The organism is Streptomyces sp. NPDC000151 (genome assembly GCF_040301705.1).
In the GTDB taxonomy this organism is placed as follows: Bacteria; Actinomycetota; Actinomycetes; order Streptomycetales; family Streptomycetaceae; genus Streptomyces.
Map to the genome: position 1 here is coordinate 41,928 of NZ_JBEPFC010000025.1, position 19,898 is coordinate 61,825.

General features: G+C 72.9%; 16 protein-coding genes. 5 read left to right on the forward strand and 11 right to left on the reverse strand.

Annotation, left to right across the window (positions count from 1 at the left end):
- Window positions 1-85: 85 nt before the first annotated feature.
- Window positions 86-1,009, forward strand: coding sequence for a TIGR03564 family F420-dependent LLM class oxidoreductase (locus tag ABT381_RS11060; protein WP_351591080.1), 924 nt, complete (start codon window positions 86-88; stop codon window positions 1,007-1,009).
- A gap of 71 nt (window positions 1,010-1,080) precedes the next feature.
- Here ABT381_RS11060 and ABT381_RS11065 read toward each other — a convergent pair whose 3' ends face one another.
- Window positions 1,081-2,304, reverse strand: coding sequence for a beta-ketoacyl-[acyl-carrier-protein] synthase family protein (locus tag ABT381_RS11065; protein WP_351591082.1), 1,224 nt, complete (start codon window positions 2,302-2,304; stop codon window positions 1,081-1,083).
- 228 nt (window positions 2,305-2,532) lie between these two features.
- On the opposite strand from ABT381_RS11065, the gene ABT381_RS11070 reads away from it, so the two are divergent.
- Together ABT381_RS11070 and valS are read left to right on the forward strand one after the other, a co-directional pair.
- Window positions 2,533-3,492 carry a D-2-hydroxyacid dehydrogenase family protein gene (locus ABT381_RS11070; protein ID WP_351591085.1) on the forward strand — a complete coding sequence of 320 codons (960 nt, stop codon included), beginning with the start codon at window positions 2,533-2,535 and terminating at the stop codon, window positions 3,490-3,492.
- 81 nt (window positions 3,493-3,573) lie between these two features.
- Window positions 3,574-6,153 carry a valine--tRNA ligase gene (valS, locus tag ABT381_RS11075; protein ID WP_351591088.1) on the forward strand — a complete coding sequence of 860 codons (2,580 nt, stop codon included), beginning with the start codon at window positions 3,574-3,576 and terminating at the stop codon, window positions 6,151-6,153.
- Between the two features lie 3 nt (window positions 6,154-6,156).
- On the opposite strand, the gene ABT381_RS11080 is transcribed toward valS, so the two are convergent.
- The 3 genes from ABT381_RS11080 to ABT381_RS11090 form a co-directional block, all read right to left on the reverse strand.
- Window positions 6,157-6,726 (reverse strand): histidine phosphatase family protein, encoded by a 570-nt coding sequence (locus tag ABT381_RS11080; protein ID WP_351591091.1) that lies wholly within the window; start codon window positions 6,724-6,726, stop codon window positions 6,157-6,159.
- Between the two features lie 215 nt (window positions 6,727-6,941).
- Window positions 6,942-7,139, reverse strand: a complete 198-nt coding sequence (locus tag ABT381_RS11085) for a DUF1918 domain-containing protein (protein ID WP_351591094.1) — start codon at window positions 7,137-7,139, stop codon at window positions 6,942-6,944.
- Window positions 7,140-7,329: 190 nt separating this feature from the next.
- Complete coding sequence (locus tag ABT381_RS11090; RefSeq protein ID WP_467754499.1) at window positions 7,330-8,631, reverse strand: glycoside hydrolase family 10-like protein; 1,302 nt, start codon at window positions 8,629-8,631, stop codon at window positions 7,330-7,332.
- A 166-nt stretch (window positions 8,632-8,797) separates the two neighbouring features.
- Here ABT381_RS11090 and ABT381_RS11095 point away from each other — a divergent pair, with 166 nt between their 5' ends.
- Both ABT381_RS11095 and ABT381_RS11100 read left to right on the forward strand, forming a co-directional pair.
- The gene (locus tag ABT381_RS11095; protein WP_351591100.1) at window positions 8,798-9,655 is read left to right on the forward strand and encodes a 3-hydroxybutyryl-CoA dehydrogenase; all 858 of its coding nucleotides are present in this window, start codon (window positions 8,798-8,800) and stop codon (window positions 9,653-9,655) included.
- A gap of 465 nt (window positions 9,656-10,120) precedes the next feature.
- Window positions 10,121-10,378: a hypothetical protein gene (locus ABT381_RS11100; RefSeq protein ID WP_351591103.1), complete on the forward strand. Its 258-nt coding sequence runs from the start codon at window positions 10,121-10,123 to the stop codon at window positions 10,376-10,378.
- A 46-nt stretch (window positions 10,379-10,424) separates the two neighbouring features.
- Here the strand turns inward: ABT381_RS11100 and ABT381_RS11105 are convergent, their stop codons facing one another.
- From ABT381_RS11105 to ABT381_RS11135, 7 genes are all read right to left on the reverse strand, one after another.
- Complete coding sequence (locus ABT381_RS11105; RefSeq protein ID WP_351591106.1) at window positions 10,425-10,955, reverse strand: NUDIX hydrolase; 531 nt, start codon at window positions 10,953-10,955, stop codon at window positions 10,425-10,427.
- A gap of 50 nt (window positions 10,956-11,005) precedes the next feature.
- Window positions 11,006-12,343: an NsdA family TPR-like regulatory protein gene (locus ABT381_RS11110; RefSeq protein ID WP_351591109.1), complete on the reverse strand. Its 1,338-nt coding sequence runs from the start codon at window positions 12,341-12,343 to the stop codon at window positions 11,006-11,008.
- 73 nt (window positions 12,344-12,416) lie between these two features.
- On the reverse strand, window positions 12,417-13,646 hold the full coding sequence (locus tag ABT381_RS11115; protein ID WP_351591112.1) for a PP2C family protein-serine/threonine phosphatase: 1,230 nt from the start codon (window positions 13,644-13,646) through the stop codon (window positions 12,417-12,419).
- A 264-nt stretch (window positions 13,647-13,910) separates the two neighbouring features.
- Window positions 13,911-16,436, reverse strand: coding sequence for a phenylalanine--tRNA ligase subunit beta (gene pheT, locus ABT381_RS11120; RefSeq protein WP_351591115.1), 2,526 nt, complete (start codon window positions 16,434-16,436; stop codon window positions 13,911-13,913).
- Window positions 16,436-17,563: a phenylalanine--tRNA ligase subunit alpha gene (pheS, locus tag ABT381_RS11125; RefSeq protein WP_351591118.1), complete on the reverse strand. Its 1,128-nt coding sequence runs from the start codon at window positions 17,561-17,563 to the stop codon at window positions 16,436-16,438. Before pheS ends, pheT begins: the two co-directional genes overlap by 1 nt.
- 140 nt (window positions 17,564-17,703) lie before the next feature.
- Window positions 17,704-18,855 carry a sensor histidine kinase gene (locus ABT381_RS11130; protein WP_351591121.1) on the reverse strand — a complete coding sequence of 384 codons (1,152 nt, stop codon included), beginning with the start codon at window positions 18,853-18,855 and terminating at the stop codon, window positions 17,704-17,706.
- A gap of 36 nt (window positions 18,856-18,891) precedes the next feature.
- Window positions 18,892-19,746: a TrmH family RNA methyltransferase gene (locus tag ABT381_RS11135; RefSeq protein ID WP_351591123.1), complete on the reverse strand. Its 855-nt coding sequence runs from the start codon at window positions 19,744-19,746 to the stop codon at window positions 18,892-18,894.
- Between the last annotated feature and the right edge of the window lie 152 nt (window positions 19,747-19,898).

Consider the following 19,898-nt stretch of genomic DNA (forward strand, 5'->3'; position numbering starts at 1 on the left):
ATCAAAGCGGCCGAGTTCACGCGACCGACAAGAAGCTGTCACGTACGGACGGAATGAGGGGGCGGCGGTGGGGGGTTTCAGGGGCATGACAGTGGGAGTAGCACTCAACGCGACCGGTGACGTCAATCAGATCGACGCCTCTGTGCGGCTGGCCGAGGAGGCCGCGGCGGCGGGGCTGCGGTCCGCCTGGTTCGGGCAGACCTTCGGCGCCGACTCGCCGCAGCTCGCGGCGATCGTCGGGCGTGCGGTACCGGGCCTGCAGGTGGGCACGTCCGCGATCCCCGTCTTCGGACGCCATCCGCTGGCCGTCGCCGGCCAGGCCCTGACCGCGCAGGCCGCCACGCACGGCCGCTACCACCTCGGCCTCGCGCTCGGCACCCAGCTCCTGACCGAGACGGGCTTCGGCATCCCCTTCGCACGGCCCATCGCCCGCCTGCGGGAATTCCTCACCGCGTTGCGGCAGTTGACCGAGACCGGCACCGCCGACTTCCACGGCGAGCTGCTCACCGCGACCACGCCGGTCCCCGCGCGCGTACCGGGCGCCGACGACGGCGTACCGCTGCTCGTCGCCGCGATGGGCCCGCAGGCGCTGCGGGCCAGCGGGGAGCTGGCGGACGGCATCCTGCCGAACCTCGCCGGCCCCCGCGCCCTGGCCGAGCACATCGTCCCGGCCGTCACCGCGGCGGCGGAGGCCGCCGGGCGTGCCGCGCCCCGCATCGTGGCGTTCGTGCACGGCGTGGTCACCGACGACGTCGACGCCGTGCGCGAGACGGTCACCGGACAGCTCGCGTTCTACGAGCAGATCCCGTCCTACGCCCGGGCCATCGAGCTCTCCGGCGGCAAGCGGGCCGTCGATGTGGCGGTGATCGGCGACGAGCGGACGGTCGCCGCCGAGGTGCGGCGCTACCGCGACGCCGGGGCGACGGAGGTGGTCTTCGTGGGGACGGAGGCCGCCGGGGACGCCGACCGCCGCCGCACCTGGGACCTCCTGGGAGAGCTGGCGGGCTGACCGAGGCGCCCCGCGGCCGGGGGTCCGCCCGCCACAGCGCGCCTCGGCGCCGGTGCGCGGGCGGCGTTCCGTCAGGGCGCCGGCGTGAAGACCAGCGACGCATTGTGGCCGCCGAAGCCGAAGGAGTTGGTGAGGGCGGCCGGGAGGGCGATCCGGCGCGGGGCGCCGGTGACGACGTCGAGCTTCACCTCCGGGTCGAGCGTCTCGACGTTCAGGGTGGCGGGCACGACGCCGTCGCGTACCGCGAGGATCGTCGCGAGCGCGCCGAGGGAGCCCGCCGCGCCGAAGAGGTGGCCGGTCATCGACTTGGTCGCGGTGACGGCCGGGTGGGTGCCGATCGCCTCGGTGACCGACTGCGCCTCGGCGAGGTCACCCTTGGGCGTGGAGGTCGCGTGGGCGTGCACCAGCCCGATGTCCTGCGGCGTGAGCCCGGCGGCGGCCAGCGCCCGGCGCATGGCCCGGACCTGGCCCTCCGGGTGCGCGGCCGTGATGTGGAAGGCGTCCGAGGTGACGCCGGCGCCCGCGAGGGTGGCGTGGGCACGGGCCGCCCGGGCGGCGGCGAACCCTGCGCTTTCCAGTACGACCACGGCCGCGCCCTCGCCGATGACGAAGCCGTCCCGGTCCACGTCGAAGGGGCGGGACGCCCGCTGCGGCTCGTCGTTGCGCGTCGAGTGGGCCTTGGCCTGCGCGAAGCCCGCCATCGTCAGCGCGCAGACGCACGCCTCGGCGCCGCCCGCCACGACCACGTCGGCGCGGCCGAGCCGGATCAGGTCCAGGCCCATGGCGATCGCCTCGGCCCCGGACGCGCAGGCGCTGACGGGGGTGTGGGCGCCGCCGCGGGCGCCGAGTTCGATGCTGACCCAGGCGGCCGGGCCGTTCGCCATCAGCATGGGGACGGTGTGCGGCGACACCCGGCGCACGCCGGACGCCTCCAGCACGTCGTCCTGGCCCAGCATGGTGAGCGCGCCGCCGGTGCCCGTGCCGATCACCACGGCCAGCCGCTCCGGGTCGACCTCGGGCGCGCCCGCGTCGGCCCATGCCTCGCGCGCCGCGACGAGCGCGACCTGCTCGCAGCGGTCCATGCGGCGGGCCTGTACCCGGTCCAGTACCTCGGTCGGTTCGACCGCGAGCCGGCCCGCGATCCGGCCGGGCAGTGCGGCCGCCCACTCCTCGTCGAGCGGGCCGATGCCGGACTGTCCGGCCAGCATCGCGCTCCAGGTCGACGCGGCGTCCCCGCCGAGCGGCGTGGTGGCGCCCAGGCCGGTGACCACGACGTTGTCGGTGTTCATGCTCATGAGCGAGCTCCGTTTGTAGTAGAGATACAACGCCCCGCGTGGCCGAGGGACCCATTCACGGGGCGAGTCGTCGACTCACCGGCCACTCTGCCAAGGAGATTGGGGAGAGGCAGGTAGCGTGATCAACGGAGTCCGGCCTTGGGATATTGTGGAGTCTCCACACAACCAGGAGCAAGATCGACAACGGTACGACCGGCCGGGGCCGGGTCCGGACAGGAGGGGCTGAGAATGAAGCTGCGGTGTGCGGTGCTCGACGACTACCAGGGCGTCGCGCTGTCCATGGCGGACTGGAGCGCGGTGGCCGGGGACGTCGACGTGCGCGTCGTACGGGAGTACATCGGGGACCGGGAGCGGCTGGTCGAAGCGGTCGGGGACTGCGAGATCCTCGTCGTGATGCGCGAACGGACGCCGTTCCCCGCGGAGTTGTTCGCCCGGCTCCCCCGGCTGCGACTGCTGATCACCTCCGGTATGCGCAACGCCGCGATCGACCTGGAAGCGGCGGCCCGGCACGGCGTGACCGTGTGCGGTACGGCCAGCAATACGGAGCCGCCGGTCGAGCTGACCTGGGCGCTGCTGCTGGGCCTGGCCCGCGGCCTCGTCCGGGAGAACACCGCGCTGCGGGAGGGTGGGCCGTGGCAGAGCACGGTGGGCGCCGACCTGCACGGGCGGCGGCTCGGGCTGCTGGGGCTGGGGAAGATCGGTACGAGGGTGGCAGCCGTCGGCCAGGCGTTCGGGATGGACGTCGTGGCGTGGAGCCGTAACCTCACGGACGAGCGGGCCGCGGCGGCAGGCGTCCGGCGGCTGCACACGAAGGAGGAGCTGCTGGAGAGCAGCGACTTCGTCTCCGTGCACCTGGTGCTCGGGGAGCGGACGCGGGGGCTGCTCGGCGCGGCGGAGCTGAAGCGGATGCGGCCGACGGCGTATCTCGTCAACACCTCGCGGGCCGCGATCATCGACCAGGACGCGCTCGCGGAGGCGCTGCGCGGCGGGTGGATCGCGGGCGCGGGGGTCGACGTGTTCGACGAGGAGCCGCTGTCCGCGGGGCATCCGTACAGGTCGCTGCCGAATCTGCTGGCCACGCCGCACCTGGGCTATGTGACGCGGCGCAATTACGAGGGGTACTTCCAGCAGGCGGTGGAGGACATCGCGGCGTTCGTGGCGGGGGCGCCGGTGCGGCAGCTGGGCTGAGGACCGCGGAAAGGCGGCCGGGTGGCGACGCGCGGAAAACGGGAGGCCGCGGGCGCGGGGGCGTGACTAGCATGGCCCCGCATGACGTCCCCTCAGCGCCCGCGCGGCGTTCCCGAGCGGCCCGTTCTCGACGGGCTGGAAGAGAAGTGGTCCCGGCAGTGGGAAGAGTCGGGCGTCCATGTATTCGACCGGTCCGCCGAGCGCGGCCGGGTCTTCTCGATCGACACCCCGCCGCCCACGGTCAGCGGCTCCCTCCACATCGGCCACGTCTTCTCGTACACGCACACCGACGCGGTCGCCCGCTACCAGCGGATGCGCGGCCGGGAGGTCTTCTACCCGATGGGGTGGGACGACAACGGGCTGCCGACCGAGCGGCGCGTCCAGCACCACTTCGGGGTGCGCTGCGACCCGTCGCTGCCGTACGACCCGGACTTCCGCCCGCCGGAGCGGCCAGGAAAGCGTCAACTGCCCGTCTCCCGGCGGAATTTCATCGAGCTGTGCGAGCGGCTGACCGCCGTCGACGAGGAGGCGTTCGAGGAGCTGTGGCGGCGCCTCGGCCTGTCGGTCGACTGGACGCTGACGTACCGCACGATCGGGGACACGGCCCGGACGGTCTCCCAGTACGCCTTCCTGCGGAACCTCGCGCGCGGCGAGGCGTACTCGGCCGAGGCGCCCACGCTGTGGGACGTCACGTTCCGTACGGCGGTCGCCCAGGCCGAGCTGGAGGACCGGGACCGCCCCGCCGCGTACCACCGGCTGGCGTTCGCGCGGACGGACGCCGCCTCCGGCCCCTCGCCCGTCCCGCCGCTCCTCGTCGAGACGACGCGTCCCGAGCTGCTGCCCGCGTGCGTCGCGGTCGTCGCGCATCCGGACGACGCGCGCTATCAGGAACTGTTCGGGAAGACCGTGCGCACCCCGCTCTTCGGGGTCGAGGTGCCCGTCCTCGCGCACCGGCTCGCCGACCCGGAGAAGGGCACCGGCGCCGCCATGATCTGCACCTTCGGCGACACGACGGACGTGACGTGGTGGCGTGAGCTGGCGCTGCCGACCCGCCCGGTCATCGGCTGGGACGGCCGCTTCGCCGCCGGGCCGCCCGCCTGGCTGGAGAGCGAGCGGGCCCGGGCGGCGTACGGAGAGCTGGCCGGGGCCACCGCGTTCACCGCCCGCGAGCGCGTCGTCGCCATGCTGCGGGAGAGCGGCGAGCTGACCGGCGAGCCCCGCCCCGTCACCCACCCGGTGAAGTTCTACGAGAAGGGCGACAAGCCGCTGGAGATCGTCACCACCCGCCAGTGGTACCTCCGCAACGGCGGCCGGGACCGGCCGCTGCGGGACGAACTGCTGCGGCGTGGCGCCGAGTTGCACTGGCACCCGGACCGGATGCGCGTCCGGTACGAGAACTGGGTCGGCGGCCTGAACGGTGACTGGCTGATCAGCCGGCAGCGGTTCTTCGGCGTGCCGATCCCCGTCTGGTACCCGCTGGACGCCACGGGCGCCCCCGATTACGGCACGCCGATCGTCCCGGACACGGCGGCGCTGCCCGTCGACCCGAGCGCCGAGGCACCGCCCGGGTACACGGAGGCGCAGCGCGGTGCCCCGGACGGCTTCATCGGGGATCCGGACGTCATGGACACCTGGGCGACCTCCTCCCTCACCCCGCAGATCGCGGCCGGCTGGCCGGCCGACCCCGACCTCTTCGAGCGGGTCTTCCCGATGGACGTCCGGCCGCAGGCTCACGAGATCATCCGTACCTGGCTGTTCTCCACGGTCGTCCGCGCGCACGCCGAGCACGGCACACTGCCGTGGCGGCACGCCACGATCTCCGGCTGGATCCTCGACCCGGACCGCAAGAAGATGTCGAAGTCGAAGGGGAACACCGTCACGCCGCTGGACCTGCTGGCGCACCACGGGTCCGACGCGGTGCGGTACTGGGCGGCGAGCGGGCGCCCCGGCACGGACACCGCGTTCGACACCGGCCAGATGAAGATCGGCCGCCGGCTGGCCACGAAGATCCTCAACGCGAGCCGGTTCGTCCTCGGCTTCGCGCCGGTCGCGGACGGCACACCGGTCACCGAACCACTCGACCGTTCCCTCCTCTCCGTCCTGGCCGCAACGGTCGAGGAAGCCACCGCCGCCTTCGAGGACTTCGACTACGCCCGCGCCCTGGACCACACCGAACGGTTCTTCTGGCGCTTCTGCGACGACTACCTGGAACTGGTCAAGGACCGGGCGTACGGAACGGCGGAGACCGACGCCGCCGGGGCGGCCTCGGCGCGGGCCACCCTCACGACCGTGCTGAGCACGCTGCTGCGCCTCTTCGCGCCGGTGCTGCCGTTCGTCACGGAGGAGGTCTGGTCGTGGTGGGCGCCCGGCTCGGTGCACCGCGCCCCCTGGCCGGAAGCGGACCCGCTGCGCGCGCTCGCGGACGGCACGGACCCCGCGCTGCTCGACACGGCGGCGGAGGTCCTCACCGCGGTCCGCCGGGCGAAGTCCGCGGCCAAGGTGTCCATGCGGACGACGGTGACGGGGGCGGTGATCACCGGACCGTCCACGGCACTGGAGGCGTTCACCCTGGTCGCCGCCGACGTCCGCGCGGCGGGGCGGATCGCCCGCACCGAAGAACGCCCCGGGCCGGCACCGCTCACGGTCGACGTCACGCTCTGAAATTCAGGACGACAGTACGAGGGTCCAGGAGCCCTGGTGGCCGTGGAGGGCGGTCACCGAGAGGGGGAGGACGTCGAGGTGCCAGTAGGCGTGCGGCGGGACCTTGAGGGCGTAGATGAGGGCGGCGCGGATCACGCCGGGTTCGGCGACGGCGAGGGCGCTGCCGCCGTCGCCGACCGGGCGGGTGTCGAGCCAGTTGCCGACCCGGATGATGAACGCGAGCAGGGACTCGCCGCCGTGCGGTGCCGTGCGCGGGTCCGCGAGCCAGGCGTCCACGGCCTGCGGCTCGGCGGCCGCCACGTCGCGCAGCGTGCGCCCGCGCCACCGGCCCATGTCGCAGTCGCGCAGCGCGGGCTGCACCAGGGGGGTGAGGCCGAGGAGCTCGCCGGTCTCGCGGCTGCGGGCCGAGGGTGAGCAGTAACGGAGCTCGGCGGCGGCCAGCGGGCTCAGGGCGGGCGCTGCCCGCTCGACCTCGTGCCACCCCATCACGTCCAGCGGCCGGTCGTCGTCGAAGCGCGCTTCGAGCAACGAGGAGCTGCGCCCGGCAGCGACCAGCGTGAGGCGAACAGTCATTCGGTGATGGTAAGAGCGCTTCCGCCGCCGAGAGCCCCGCTGTCACAGATGAAGTCACATATTTGCGGGGCATGTTCGGCATTGACGGCCGGAGTGTGATGTTCCGCCACCCCCGCCATGATCGACACCGGGCGCATGTGCACGGCAAGGGCCCGGCGGTCTCCCGCCGGGCCCTCGTCCTGTCGGTATCGCCGTCGGCCGTCTCGGTATGGCTGTCAGCCGTCCGTCGACTTCTCGTGCCGTACGACGGTGTCGGGGCCGGGCGACATGATCGCTTCATGGCCGTCCTCGAAGCGGACGCGGTACGGCGGGGTCCCGTTCATTCCGAGTACTTCGACGACCTCGGCTTCCCGGTCGTGCTGGCCGACGATCCTGCCGTGCACCAGCAACCGGTCGCCTTTGTGGGCCTCCATCAGAGCTGACCTCCATCCGGATGGTCGGGGATGCGCCCGGACCTGCCGGCACGCAGTCGTCGCGGGCGCTGAGCCGTGCCGCTGGGGAACCGCGCGCCCTCACGGTCAGTTTAGGCCCGGCGGCCGTTCCGGGCGCCGCTCGCGATCGGCCATCGGCGTGACGGGGCGGTGCCGGCCGGGTCCCGCCCGGTCAGCGCGGCGGCCGCACCCGTGACGGATAGTGGTCGGCCACCACCCGCGCCATCGCCCCCGTACGGTCCGTGGCCACCTCCTTCGCGGAGAAGTAGACGTTGCCGCGCACCTGCCGGTAGCCGCCGTCGAAGGTGAGGTGGCGGGAGAGTTCGAGCGGGTTCTGCCAGGGTGCGGGCTGGGCCGGGTCGCCGGCCTTGTAGAGGGCCTCGCCGATGTAGAGGTGCACGCGGGTGCCGTCCACGGTCCGGGCCCACCAGGGCACGAGCTTGGCGTAGTCGGCGGCGGCGAAGCCGATGTTCCAGTAGACCTGCGGGACGACGTAGTCGAGCCACTCCTCGCGGACCCACTTCCGCGTGTCGGCGTACAGATCGTCGTACGTCTGCACGCCCGCCCGGGTGTCGGAGCCCGTCGGGTCGGTGGCCTGGTTGCGCCAGACCCCGAACGGGCTGACGCCGAAGCGGGCCGTGCGCCGGGTCGTACGGACCCGTTCCCCCAGCTCGCGCACCAGCTGGTCGATGTTGTCGCGGCGCCAGCTCGCCCGGTCCGGGAAGGCGTCACCGTACTCCGCGTAGGCCGCGTCGTCGTCGAAGACCTGGCCCGCGACCGGATAGGGGTAGAAGTAGTCGTCGAAGTGGACGCCGTCCACGGGGTAGCGGCGCACCGCGTCCATGATCGCGTCGAGGACGAAGGCGCGGACCTCCGGCAGGCCGGGGTTGTAGTAGAGCTTGCCGCCGTAGGGCAGCACCCATTCCGGGTGCAGCCGGGCGGGGTGGGTGGGGACGAGTTTCGTGGGGTCGGTGTGGTTGGCGACGCGGTACGGGTTGAACCACGCGTGCAGCTCCAGATCGCGCGCGTGCGCCTCGCGGACGGCGAAGTCCAGCGGGTCCCAGCCGGGGTCGCGGCCCTGGACGCCGGTGAGGTACTGCGACCACGGCTCGTACGGGGAGGGCCACAGCGCGTCGGCGGTGGGGCGCACCTGGAAGATCACCGCGTTCAGCCGGGCGGCGGCCGCCTTGTCGAGGTACGCGACCAGTTCGGCCTGCTGCTGCGCGGCGGTCAGGCCCGGCTTGGAGGGCCAGTCGCGGTTGGCCACGGTCGCCAGCCACATCCCCCGGAACTCCGACCGACGGCTGACCTCGTCGTCCCGCCCCCGCCCGTGACCTGCGCCTTCGACGGGGTTCCCGGCCCCGCCCGGCGTGCTCGCCGCCGCACCCGGCGTCCAGAGCATCGAGGACGCCGCCCCGAGCGCCGCCACCGTGAAACCTCTGCGAGTGAAACTGTTCCGGGCGATTCTCCCTATTCGTCGCATACCGCCACCCCTTCCGTCCGGTACGTCCGGCTCTCCACGCTCAGAATGCCCGCCCCGCCCGCCCCTGCGCACCAGCGCGCGGAGTAACGTCGGGGCCGAGGCGGGCGTCGGACCCTTACGGCCCCCGCCGGTCCCGAAGATCAGCGAAAGGCACGATGTGACCGACATCGAACGCGTCGGAGTGGTCGGCTGCGGCCAGATGGGCGCCGGCATCGCCGAGGTATGTGCGCGGGCCGGCCTGGAGGTCATGGTCGCCGAGACCACCGGCGAGGCCCTGGAGCTCGGCCGCACCCGCCTGACCAATTCCCTCGGCAAGGCGGCCGAGCGCGGCAAGATCACCACCGCGGAGCGCGACGCGACGCTCGCCCGGCTCAGCTTCACCACCGACCTCGGCGAATTCTCCGACCGCGACCTCGTCATCGAGGCGGTCGTGGAGAACGAGCAGGTCAAGACCGAGATCTTCCAGGTGCTCGACCAGGTCGTCACGCGCCCCGACGCGATCCTGGCCTCCAACACCTCCTCCATCCCGCTGGTGAAGCTCGCCGTCGCGACCTCCCGCCCGGAGCAGGTCATCGGCATCCACTTCTTCAACCCCGCCCCGGTGCAGAAGCTGGTCGAGATCATCCCGGCGCTCACCACCGGCGAGGACACCATCAAGCGCGCCGAGGCGATGGTCCGCGACCACCTGGGCAAGCACGCCATCCGCGCCCAGGACCGCTCCGGCTTCGTCGTCAACGCGCTGCTGATCCCCTACCTGCTCTCCGCGATCCGGATGTTCGAGCAGGGCACCGCCAGCCGCGAGGACATCGACAACGGCATGGAGCTGGGCTGCGCCCACCCGATGGGCCCGCTGAAGCTGGCCGACCTGATCGGCCTGGACACCGTGGCCTCGGTCGCCGACTCGATGTACGAGGAGTTCAAGGAGCCGCTGTACGCCGCTCCCCCGCTGCTGCAGCGGATGGTCGACGCGGGCCGCCTGGGCCGCAAGACCAGCTCGGGCTTCTACGCGTACTGAGCCCGCTCGGCCGTTACGGAACGTAGCGGTCCGCACCTACGCGTCCGGCCCGTGCCGCTCCCTTCCTTCCGGAGCGGCACGGGCCGTCGTCGTCCCACGGGGGCGCCGGACGGCATCCGAAGGCGTGGGCCGTCCGGCCGTCCGCCGCCGCTCGGGGGAAAGACGGCGGTCGGACACCGCCGGCGGGCGCCCGTCCGCCGGCTGCTGCCCCCGTGGCCCTGTTGAGTCAACTCCTCGGCCACCATGGTCGGGACCGTGTGAAAGGGCCCGGTTGGGGTGCGCGATTCGCACCCCGTGTGAAGTCCGCGCACCCCTGCCGGGACGTCGGCGACGCCTGATTCACACGGGGTGTGCGCACTTGACTCGCATATTCCTGCCGCACACTCTCCCGCCCTGCCCCACAAAGCTGTTCACTGTCTGTAGTACGAAAAACACCGAGTATCCGAGAGGAATGAGGAGCGGACAGTGACCGCCCACCCTGAATCCGACCCAGTGGCCACCGACGTGGCGGAGCTGAGGCGCTGCTGCGATGTGCGTACCGCACGCGTCGACGGCCAGCTCGCCCTGCTGGCGCAGCGGTCCGAGCAGTACGAGCGCGAAGCGGACGAGCTGCACAGCCGGCTCACGCGCATCGAACACGGACGGTGGCCACTGCCGTCCATCGTCGCGCTCACGGGGATCGCGGCCCTGGCGGTCGCCGTGTGGCAGGTCCTGACGAACTGACCGGCGCGGGGCGCCGGTCAGCCCAGGGCCGTGGCGGACCCGCTGCTCAGCCGAGCCGGAGGTGATGCAGCATCAGCAGCGCCGCCGCCATGTTGGCGGCCGGCACCTCACCCCGCGCCACCATGTCCGGCACGAGCTTGAGCGGTACCCACTCCCGCCGGTCGGACTCGAAGTCGTCCTCGGGAGGGCCGACGTACTCCGCCCGGTCGGACCAGTAGATGTGGTGCCGGGCGTCCGTGAGGCCGTTGGACGGCTCCACGGACAGCAGATGGGTCAGGGGGCCGGGCCGCCAGCCGGTCTCCTCCTCCATCTCACGGGCGGCCGCGACGGCGACGTCCTCGCCGTCCTCGACCACCCCGGCGGCCAGCTCCCAGCCCCAGGTGTCGGTGATGAAGCGGTGCCGCCACAGCAGCAGCACCTCGTTCGCCTCGTTGACCACCGTGGCCACCGCTACGGCCCGCATACGGATCAGGTAGTGGTCCAGATGCCGCCCGTCCGGGAGTTCCACATCAGCGAGGTTGACCCGGAACCAGCGGTTCTCGTACACGGTCTGCTCCTTGAGGTTTTTCCATCGCACGTGCCTGCCACCTTCCGCCGAAGAGATGGCACGTGGACACGAGCCATCCGTCAGAGCGGAACGCGCAACGCCTCATCGATCAAGTCGGCCGCGGCGTCGGTGGCGCTGCTTCCGGTTCCGGCAAGGAGTTCGCGTACCGCCCGCAGGCGGTCACGTAACCGCTGCGACTCCATGCCCCGTGCCTGTTCCGCCATCTGCGTCGCGCTGGCAACGGCCTTTTCGGTCTCTCCCTGTCTCAGCTCGATGTGCGCGAGCATGGCGAGCCGGTGCACCCGGCCGCGGTCGTGCGCGGGGGTGTCGACGGCGGCGGTGGCCTGTTCCTGTGCGGCCCGCAGGTCGCCCAGGCTGAGCAGTGCCTCCGCCACCTGTACGTTGACCAGGCCCGGCTGGACGTAGCCGGTCTCGTCCGGCTCCAGACCCGGCCGGATGCGCTCCGCCGCGGCCTCGGCACGGCGGATGCAGGACAGCGCGCCGGCCCCGTCGCCCAGCCGCGCGTACGCCTTCGCCTGCATCGCGTACAGGTCGGCGGCCAGCGCAGCGGTGATGTGCGGGCCCGCGGCACGCAGCGCCGCCTCGGCGAAGGCGACCGCCTGGCGGTACTCGCGGGTGAACAGCGACTGGTTGACCAGCAGCGCGATGATGTACGCGCCGAGCCCGCGGTCGCCGCTCGCCTTGGCCAGCCGCAGCGCCTGGTGGAAGTAGCGCTGCGCGAGCCCGAAGGCGTCCGAGTCGTACGCACAGATGCCGGCCACGGCGACCAGCCCGCCCGTGGCGCGGTGCAGCTGACGGCCGGTGGCGTCGGTGTAGCTGCCGCGCAGCAGCGGCGCCGCCTCGGTGTTGAGGAAGCCGACGATGCGCGCCCTGGTCGCGACGCCGCCGGCCTTGCGGTACATCTGCTCGTAGTGCGTGCGCGCCGAGCGCAGCATCTCGATGTCGGCCATGCTCACCCGGGTCAGGCCGCTGCGCGAGACGTCGGAGTCCTCCGGTGGGTTCTCCCACTCCCATACGGGCATGACCGCCGAGGTCCCGGTCAGCGCGGGCGCGCTGAGGACGTGCGGGCGCTGCTGCTCGTCGGAGCGCCACAGGGCGGTGGCCCGTTCGACGAAGCCGGAGAGCGGGTGGTCGGCGGCGCGGCGGGCGCCGGGCCGGCTCAGCCCGATGTCGTCCAGGCCCACCGGGCGGTGCAGCCGGTCGCTGAGGATCTCGCAGATCAGGTCGGGGACCTGGCCGCGCGGCCGCTGGCCCTTCAACCAGCGGGCCACGGCGGTGTGTTCGTACCGCAGGGACAGGCCGCGCCGGCGGCCGAGCTGGTTGATGTGCACGGCCAGCCCGGCGTGCGAGATGCCCGCCTCGTCCAGGATCGCGTCGAGCAGGGTATTGGGCTCCATGGCCCCCTCCTGGTCCGCGCCCTCGCTCGTCGCGGGCGCGCTTCGCCTCACCACCAGCGTAATCAGGGGAAGTTCACACGGGGTGTGAACGCTGTGGGCCGGCGAGCGCGAGCAGGGCGACGTCGTCGGTGAGCCGGCCGCCCGCGTGCCGGACGATCCGGTCGCGCACGGCGGCGACGAGGGCGCGGGGGGCGAGCGGGCACGTGTCCGCCCCGGACAGGCACGCGAGCAGTTCCGTGTGCAGCGGGAAGAACGCACCGTGCGCGTCGCGGGCGTCCTCGGCGCCGTCCGTGTACAGCAACAGCCCCTCGCGGCCGGCCAGCCGCCCGGAGAACGGGCGGAGCCGGTCCGGGAGCGGGAACAGGCCGAGCGGGGGCAGCGGTTCGTCCTCGGCGACCGGCTCGGCCGTGCCGCCGCCGAACCGATACGGCCAGGGGTGACCGCAGTTCAGTGCGGTGTACTCGCCGCCGTGCGCGATCTGGAGCAGCAGGACGGTGACGAACTCCTCCGCCGCGCCCGGGTCCTCGGCTTCCGCCGCCAGGGGGCAGCCCGGCTCCGTCGTCCGGCTCCGCTCGGCCAGGTGCCGGGCCAGCGCGCGGTCCAGACGGCGTAACACCCCGGACAGCTCCGGCTCGTCGTGCGCGGCCTCGCGGAAGCAGCCGAGCATGGCCGAGACCGTGCCGATGGCCGTCAGGCCGTGGCCGCGCACGTCGCCGATGACGACCCGCAGGCCGTACCGCGTCGGCACCGCGTCGTACAGGTCCCCGCCGATGAGCGCGCCCTCGCCCGCCGACAGGTGCCCGGCGGCGATCCGTATGCCGTCGATCCGCTCCGGCAGCGGGCGCAGCACGAGCCGCTGCGCCGCCTCCGCGACGTCCCGGGTGCGCGCGAGCTCGCGGAGCAGGCGGGCCCGCCGCCCCGCCGTCAGATAGCTGGCGGCGACCACGACGAGGATCGCGGCGCAGGTGCCCAGCCGGGTCGCCGACGGGGTGTACTGGTCGGCCGCGCCGAACGGCACCAGCGCGATGAGCGCGCACAGGCCGCCGAGCACGACACACTCCCGGCGGCCGGTGCCGGCGCAGGCGATGGCCGGGGCGGCGGCGAGCAGTTGGAGTGGCTGGCCGTGGCCGGAACCGGTGAGCTCCCAGGCGAGGACTCCGGCCACCCAGACCCCGGGGAGGACGAGGACGAACAGCCGGCGGACGAAGCTCCCGAACGTTTCTCCCGCCACGGGCGGCAGCGGCCGCCACGCCCGGACGCGGAAGCAGGCCGTGCCGGGCCACCGCCTCCAGGTGCGGTTCATCCGGATGCTCCCCCTCGACCGTGCCGTCGCGTGGTCGCGTGCCGTCGCGCGCCGCCCGCCTGCCCTGGTGCCGCCGCATAAATGCTCCGCGGCGTGATCGATTCTGGCGACGCGAAGCGTCGGGCCCCCCGTCCACCGCCGCCTTCTCACCCCATCGAGTGACACGGGGAGTTGACGTTCCCCCGGCATACCGGCCGGCGGTCCGCACGCACGAGGGCGGGGGCTCGACCCTCGTCGAACCCCCGCCCTCGCAGTGCTGCTTCGTTACGCCCGGAGGGACGCGCCCGTACGCTCCACCGCCGTCGCCACCGCCGCGTCACGGGCCGCGGTGGCCTCGTCCGCGGTCAGCGTGCGGTCGGCCGCGCGGAAGCGCAGCGCGTACGCCAGGGACTTCTTGCCCTCGCCGACCTGCTCGCCGGTGAAGACGTCGAACAGCCGCAGGTCCTCCAGCAGTTCACCGGCCCCGGACCGCAGCGCGGACTCGACGTCGGCGGCCGGGACCGCGGAGTCGACGATCAGCGCGACGTCCTGGGTGGCGACCGGGAAGGTGGAGATCCGCGGCGCGGGCACCACACCCGCACCGGCCCGCTCCAGGAGGTCCAGGTCGATCTCCATCGCGCAGGTCCGCTCCGGCAGGCCCAGCGCCTTGATGACGCGCGGGTGCAGCTCACCGGCGTGGCCGACGAGCACCTCCGCGCCGTCCACGACCGCGCGCAGCGCGGCGCAGCGGCCCGGGTGCCAGGGCGCCTGCTGGTCCTGGCGGACGATCAGGTCCACGCCCGCCTCACGGGCCACCAGGCGGCCCGCCTCGACGGCGTCGGCCCAGGTCGCCGGGTAGCCCTTGCCCCACCAGCCGGCCTGCTCGCGGGCGCCCGCGAGGACCACGGCGGCGCGGCGCGGCTGCTCGGGCAGCGCGCCGTTCAGCGCGGCGATCTCCGCGTCGGTCGGACGGCGGTCGACGGGCAGCCGGGCGGCCGGCTTCTCGTCACCGGTGGGCAGGAAGACCAGGCCGGTCTCGAAGAGCGCCAGGTCGTGCGCGCCCCGGCCGTCGTTGCGGCGCAGCGCGGACAGCAGGCCCGGCAGCAGCGTCGTACGGAGCGAGGGCTCCTCGTCGGAAAGCGGGTTGGCCAGCTTGACGGTCCGGCGGCGCGCGTCGTCCGCCTCGATGCCGAGCTGGTCGAGGACCGCCTCGCCGATGAACGGGTAGTTCAGCGCCTCGACGTACCCGGCGCCTGCCAGCGCGCGGCCGGCCCGGCGGTGCAGCCGCTGCCGCTCGGTCAGGCCGGTGCCCGCGGGCGGCGTCGGCAGCGTGGCGGGCAGGTTCTCGTAGCCCTCCAGCCGGATGACCTCTTCGGCGAGGTCGTTCGGGTCGGTGAGGTCCGGGCGCCAGGACGGCACCGTCACCATCAGCTCGTCCTGGCCGTACACGTCACAGCCGACCTGCTGAAGGCGGCGCACGACGGTCTCGCGGCCGTACGCCACGCCCGCGACCTTGTCCGGGTGGTCCGCCGGGATGGTGATCGTGTGCGGCCCGCTGGGCGCCACGATCTCCGTCACGCCCGCCTCGGCGGTGCCGCCCGCGAGCAGGACCAGCAGGTCGACGGTCCGCTGGGCCGCGGCGGACGCGGCCTCGGGGTCCACGCCGCGCTCGAAGCGCTTGGACGCCTCGGAGGACAGCTTGTGGCGGCGGGCCGTGCGCGCGATGGTCAGCGCGTTGAAGTGCGCGGCCTCGATGACGACCTCGGTCGTGCCCCGCACCTCACCCGTCTCCGGGTCGGCCGCGTGGTCGGCGATCTCGGTGTTGGCGCCGCCCATGACGCCCGCCAGGCCGATCGGCCCGCGGTTGTCGGTGATGACCAGGTCCTCGGCGTCCAGCACGCGCTTCGTGCCGTCCAGCGTCGTGATCTTCTCGCCGGGCTCGGCTCGGCGGACCCCGATCGTGCCCTCGATGAGGGAGCGGTCGTAGGCGTGCAGCGGCTGGCCCAGTTCGAGCATCACGTAGTTGGTGACGTCGACGGCGAGCGAGATCGGGCGCATGCCGGCCTTCTGCAGCCGGCGCCGCAGCCAGATCGGCGAGCGGGCCTCGGGCTGGAGGCCCACGACCGTACGGGCGGTGAAGCGGTTGCAGCCGATCGGGTCGGTGACCTTGACCGGGTAGCCGTAGCTGTTCGGCGGCGGCACGTCCAGCAGCGCCGGGTCGCGCAGCGGCAGACCGTAGGCGGTGGCGGTCTCGCGGGCGACGCCGCGCATGGAGAGGCAGTAACCCCGGTCCGGGGTGACCGCGATGTCCAGTACCTCGTCGACCAGCTCAAGGAGCCGGATCGCGTCGGTGCCGACCTCGATCTCGGGCGGCAGCACGATGATGCCGTGCGTGCCGTCGTCGCCCATGCCCAGCTCGTCCCCGGAGCAGATCATGCCGTGCGAGACCTTGCCATAGGTCTTGCGCGCGGCGATCTTGAAGTCGCCGGGCAGCGTGGCGCCCGGAAGGACCACGACGACTTTGTCGCCGACGGCGAAGTTACGGGCGCCGCAGACGATCTCCTGCGGCTCGCCCGTGCCGTTCGCCGCTCCGACGTCGACCGTGCAGAAGCGGATCGGCTTCTTGAAGCCCTCCAGCTCCTCGATCGTGAGCACCTGGCCGACGACCAGCGGGCCCTCGATGCCGGCGCCCAACTGCTCGACGGTCTCCACCTCCAGACCGGAGGCAATCAGCTTGGTCTGCACGTCACGACCGGACTCACCGGCCGGCAGGTCGACGTACTCCCGCAGCCAAGAAAGCGGGACCCGCATCAGATCTCCATCCCGAAAGGCCGGGTGAAGCGCACGTCACCCTCGACCATGTCTCGCATGTCCTCGACGTTGTGGCGGAACATCAGCATCCGCTCGATGCCGAACCCGAAGGCGAATCCGCTGTACTTCTCCGGGTCGACGCCGCAGGCGGTCAGCACCCGCGGGTTGACCATGCCGCAGCCGCCCAGCTCGATCCAGCCCTCGCTGGAGCAGGTGCGGCAGGGCGCGTCGGGGTTCCCCACGGACGCGCCGCGGCACACGTAGCACACCATGTCCATCTCGGCGGACGGCTCGGTGAACGGGAAGTAGTTCGGGCGCAGCCGGGTCTCCATGCCCTCGCCGAACAGCGCCCGGACCATGTGGTCCAGGGTGCCCTTGAGGTCCGCCATGGTCAGGCCCTCGTCGATGGCGAGCAGCTCGACCTGGGTGAAGACGGGGGTGTGGGTGGCGTCCAGCTCGTCGGTGCGGTAGACGCGGCCCGGGCAGATCACGTAGAGCGGCGGCTCGCGGTCCAGCATCGAGCGGATCTGCACCGGCGAGGTGTGCGTGCGCAGCACCACGCCGGTCTGCCGCTCGTCGCCGTCGGCGGCCGACTCGACGAAGAAGGTGTCCTGCATCGTGCGGGCCGGGTGGTCCGGGGCGATGTTCAGCGCGTCGAAGTTCAGCCACTCCGACTCCACCTCGGGGCCCTCGGCGACCGCGTAGCCCATGGCCACGAAGACGTCCTCGATGCGCTCCGAGAGGGTGGTGAGCGGGTGCCGGGCGCCGGCCTGCACGCGGTCGTACGGCAGCGTGACGTCCACCGCCTCCTCGACCAGCACGCGGGCGTCCCGCTCGGCCTCCAGCTCCTCCTGGCGGACCTTGAGGGCCTGGTTCACGCGGCCGCGGGCCTGGCCGACGCGCTTGCCGGCGTCCGCCTTGGCGTGCGGGGGCAGGGCGCCGATCTCCCGGTTGGCGAGCGCGAGCGGCGAGGTGCCGCCGGTGTGGGCGGTCTTCGCCGAAGCGAGCTCGTCGAGGTCGGTCGCGGCGGCGAAGGCGGCGAGCGCCTCGTCCCGCATGCGCTCGATCTCTTCCGGTTTCAGGGCCTCGACCTCAACAGGGTCGTACGACTTATTGGGTGCGGACATCTCTTCCCGTGCTTCCGGTGGTCTTGGCGCGCGGCTTGCCCCCGACGCGTGAGTGCCAAAGGTGCCAAAGGTCAAGTCTAAGGGGCATCGCGGCCACGCCTCACCGACGCCCCAGGCAGGACGGCGCCCGTCGGTCCCGGTCAGGCCATGAAGGCCGGGGTGCCGACGGGCAGGGTAAATCGGAACTGCGCGCCGCCGGCCGGGGCCCGGCCGACCGTGATCGTGCCGCCGTGGGCCTCGACGATGCCCTTGACGATGTACAGGCCGAGGCCCGTGCCGCCGCGCTTGCTGCCCCGCCAGAAGCGGGTGAAGACGCGGCTCATCGACTCCTCGGGGATGCCGGGGCCCTCGTCGCTCACGGTGACGGTCGTCCCCTCCGTGCCGGTCGTCATGGGTGTCGGTGCCACCTCGATGGTGACCGTTCCCTCGCCGTGCCGCACCGCATTTTCCAGCAGGTTGCCCAGTACTTGATCAACCTTGTCCGGATCGGCCCACATGTCGGGGAGCGGTTCCCGCATGCGGATCAGGAAGCGGTCCGGGCGCTGGCCCGCGGTGGTCTGCGCCTGGACGTGCCGCCGTACCGCCGCGGCCATGTCGACCCGCTGCCGGCGCACCTCCAGCCGCCCCGAGTCGATCCGCGAGATGTCCAGCAGCTCGGCGATCAGCCGCGTCACACGGTTCGCGTCCGCGTCGACGGTCTCCAGCATCAGCCGCTTCTGGTCGTCGGTGAAGCGCTCCCACTTCTGCAGCAGGGTCGCGGTGAAGCCCTTCACGGAGGTCAGCGGCGAGCGCAGCTCGTGCGCGACGGTGGCGATCAGCTCGGCGTGGCTCAGCTCCGTACGGCGGCGCGCCTCGGTGCCGCGCAGCGTGACGACCAGGCGCCGCACGGGGCCCAGCGGCCGGACGCGTACGTACCGCGCGGAGACCAGCAGCTCCCGGCCGCCGAGCAGCAGATTGCGCTCCGGCTGGCCGGTGCGGATGGCCAGCCCGCCGTACGGGTCGGTCAGCTGCCACCAGCGGCGACCCTCGATGTCCTGCAGCGGCAGCGCGCTCTCCAGGGGCAGCCCGAGCACGTCGCCCGGGTCGACGGCCGTCAGCCGCGCGGCGGCGGCGTTGAAGCACACCACCCGGCCGGTCTCGTCGGCCACCACGAGGCCGTCGGGGAGCTCGTCCGGATCCAGTCCGGCGGCCGTGCCGGCCGCGTCGTACGGGAGCGGAGGGTTCTCGCCGGGGTCGCCCGAGAGGCAGACGTCCACCACGGACGCGCGTGTGCCGGAAGTCCGCACATTCATCCCGCTGCCCCCTTCCGGTGTGGGCACGCCACCCTACTATTCCGCGGCGGCCGAGCGGCACCCTCCGGGCGTGCGCTGGGCGCGCGCGGAGGCGTACAGGCACACCGCGGCCGCGGTCGCGAGGTTCAGGCTCTCGGCCTTGCCGTGGATGGGCACCCGCACGACCGCGTCGGCCAGCGCCCGGGTCTCCGCCGGCAGGCCCCATGCCTCGTTGCCGAAGATCCAGGCCGACGGGCCGCTCATCGTGCCCGCGTCCAGCTCGGCGTCCAGGTCGGCCTCCCCCGCGCCGTCCGCCGCCAGGATGCGCACGCCCGCGCCCTTGAGCCCGTCGACGACCCGCTCGACCGGCACGCCGACGGCGACCGGCAGGTGGAAGAGCGAACCGACCGAGGCCCGTACGGACTTGGGGTTGTACAGGTCCACGGAGGCGTCGGTGAGCACCACGGCGTCGGCACCCGCGGCGTCCGCGCAGCGCAGTACCGTACCGGCGTTCCCGGGGTCGCGGACGTTGGCCAGCACCGCGACCAGCTTGGGCCGCGCGGCCAGGATCTCCTCGAACGGCGAGTCCAGGAAGCGGCAGACGCCGACCAGGCCCTGCGGGGTCACGGTCTGCGAGAGGTCGGCGATCGTGTCGTCGTCGGCGAGCAGGACGCGTACCCCGGCGTCCTGGGCCGCGGCCACGATGGCCTCGTGCCGCTCGGCGGCCTCGGGCGTCGCGAAGACCTCCAGCAGGGTCGGCTCGCCGCCGTTGCTGTGCCGGACGGCCTCTCTGACCGCCTGCGGGCCCTCGGCGATGAACCGGCGCTCCTTGCCGCGGAAGTTGCGGCGGGCCAGCCGCCGGGCGGCGGCTACGCGCGGGGAACGCGGGGAGATCAGCTCGGGGGTGCCCATGGGCGGCGGCTCACTTCGTCGTAAGGGGGTGGTGCAAAACGGCGGCGGGGGGGCCCGCGGCGGGGGGGGGGGGGGCGCGGCGCGGGGGCGGACCACAAAAACAAAGAAAAAAAACAAAACCAAAAAAAACAAAAAAAACAACACAACACAAT

Coding starts and splice junctions, on each gene's coding strand:
- ABT381_RS11060 (WP_351591080.1), top strand. CDS start 86: ATGACAGTGGGAGTAGCACTCAACGCGACCGGTGACGTCAATCAGATC.
- ABT381_RS11065 (WP_351591082.1), bottom strand. CDS start 2,304: ATGAGCATGAACACCGACAACGTCGTGGTCACCGGCCTGGGCGCCACC.
- ABT381_RS11070 (WP_351591085.1), top strand. CDS start 2,533: ATGAAGCTGCGGTGTGCGGTGCTCGACGACTACCAGGGCGTCGCGCTG.
- valS (WP_351591088.1), top strand. CDS start 3,574: ATGACGTCCCCTCAGCGCCCGCGCGGCGTTCCCGAGCGGCCCGTTCTC.
- ABT381_RS11080 (WP_351591091.1), bottom strand. CDS start 6,726: ATGACTGTTCGCCTCACGCTGGTCGCTGCCGGGCGCAGCTCCTCGTTG.
- ABT381_RS11085 (WP_351591094.1), bottom strand. CDS start 7,139: ATGGAGGCCCACAAAGGCGACCGGTTGCTGGTGCACGGCAGGATCGTC.
- ABT381_RS11110 (WP_351591109.1), bottom strand. CDS start 12,343: ATGGAGCCCAATACCCTGCTCGACGCGATCCTGGACGAGGCGGGCATC.
- ABT381_RS11115 (WP_351591112.1), bottom strand. CDS start 13,646: ATGAACCGCACCTGGAGGCGGTGGCCCGGCACGGCCTGCTTCCGCGTC.
- pheT (WP_351591115.1), bottom strand. CDS start 16,436: ATGCGGGTCCCGCTTTCTTGGCTGCGGGAGTACGTCGACCTGCCGGCC.
- pheS (WP_351591118.1), bottom strand. CDS start 17,563: ATGTCCGCACCCAATAAGTCGTACGACCCTGTTGAGGTCGAGGCCCTG.
- ABT381_RS11130 (WP_351591121.1), bottom strand. CDS start 18,855: ATGAATGTGCGGACTTCCGGCACACGCGCGTCCGTGGTGGACGTCTGC.
- ABT381_RS11135 (WP_351591123.1), bottom strand. CDS start 19,746: ATGGGCACCCCCGAGCTGATCTCCCCGCGTTCCCCGCGCGTAGCCGCC.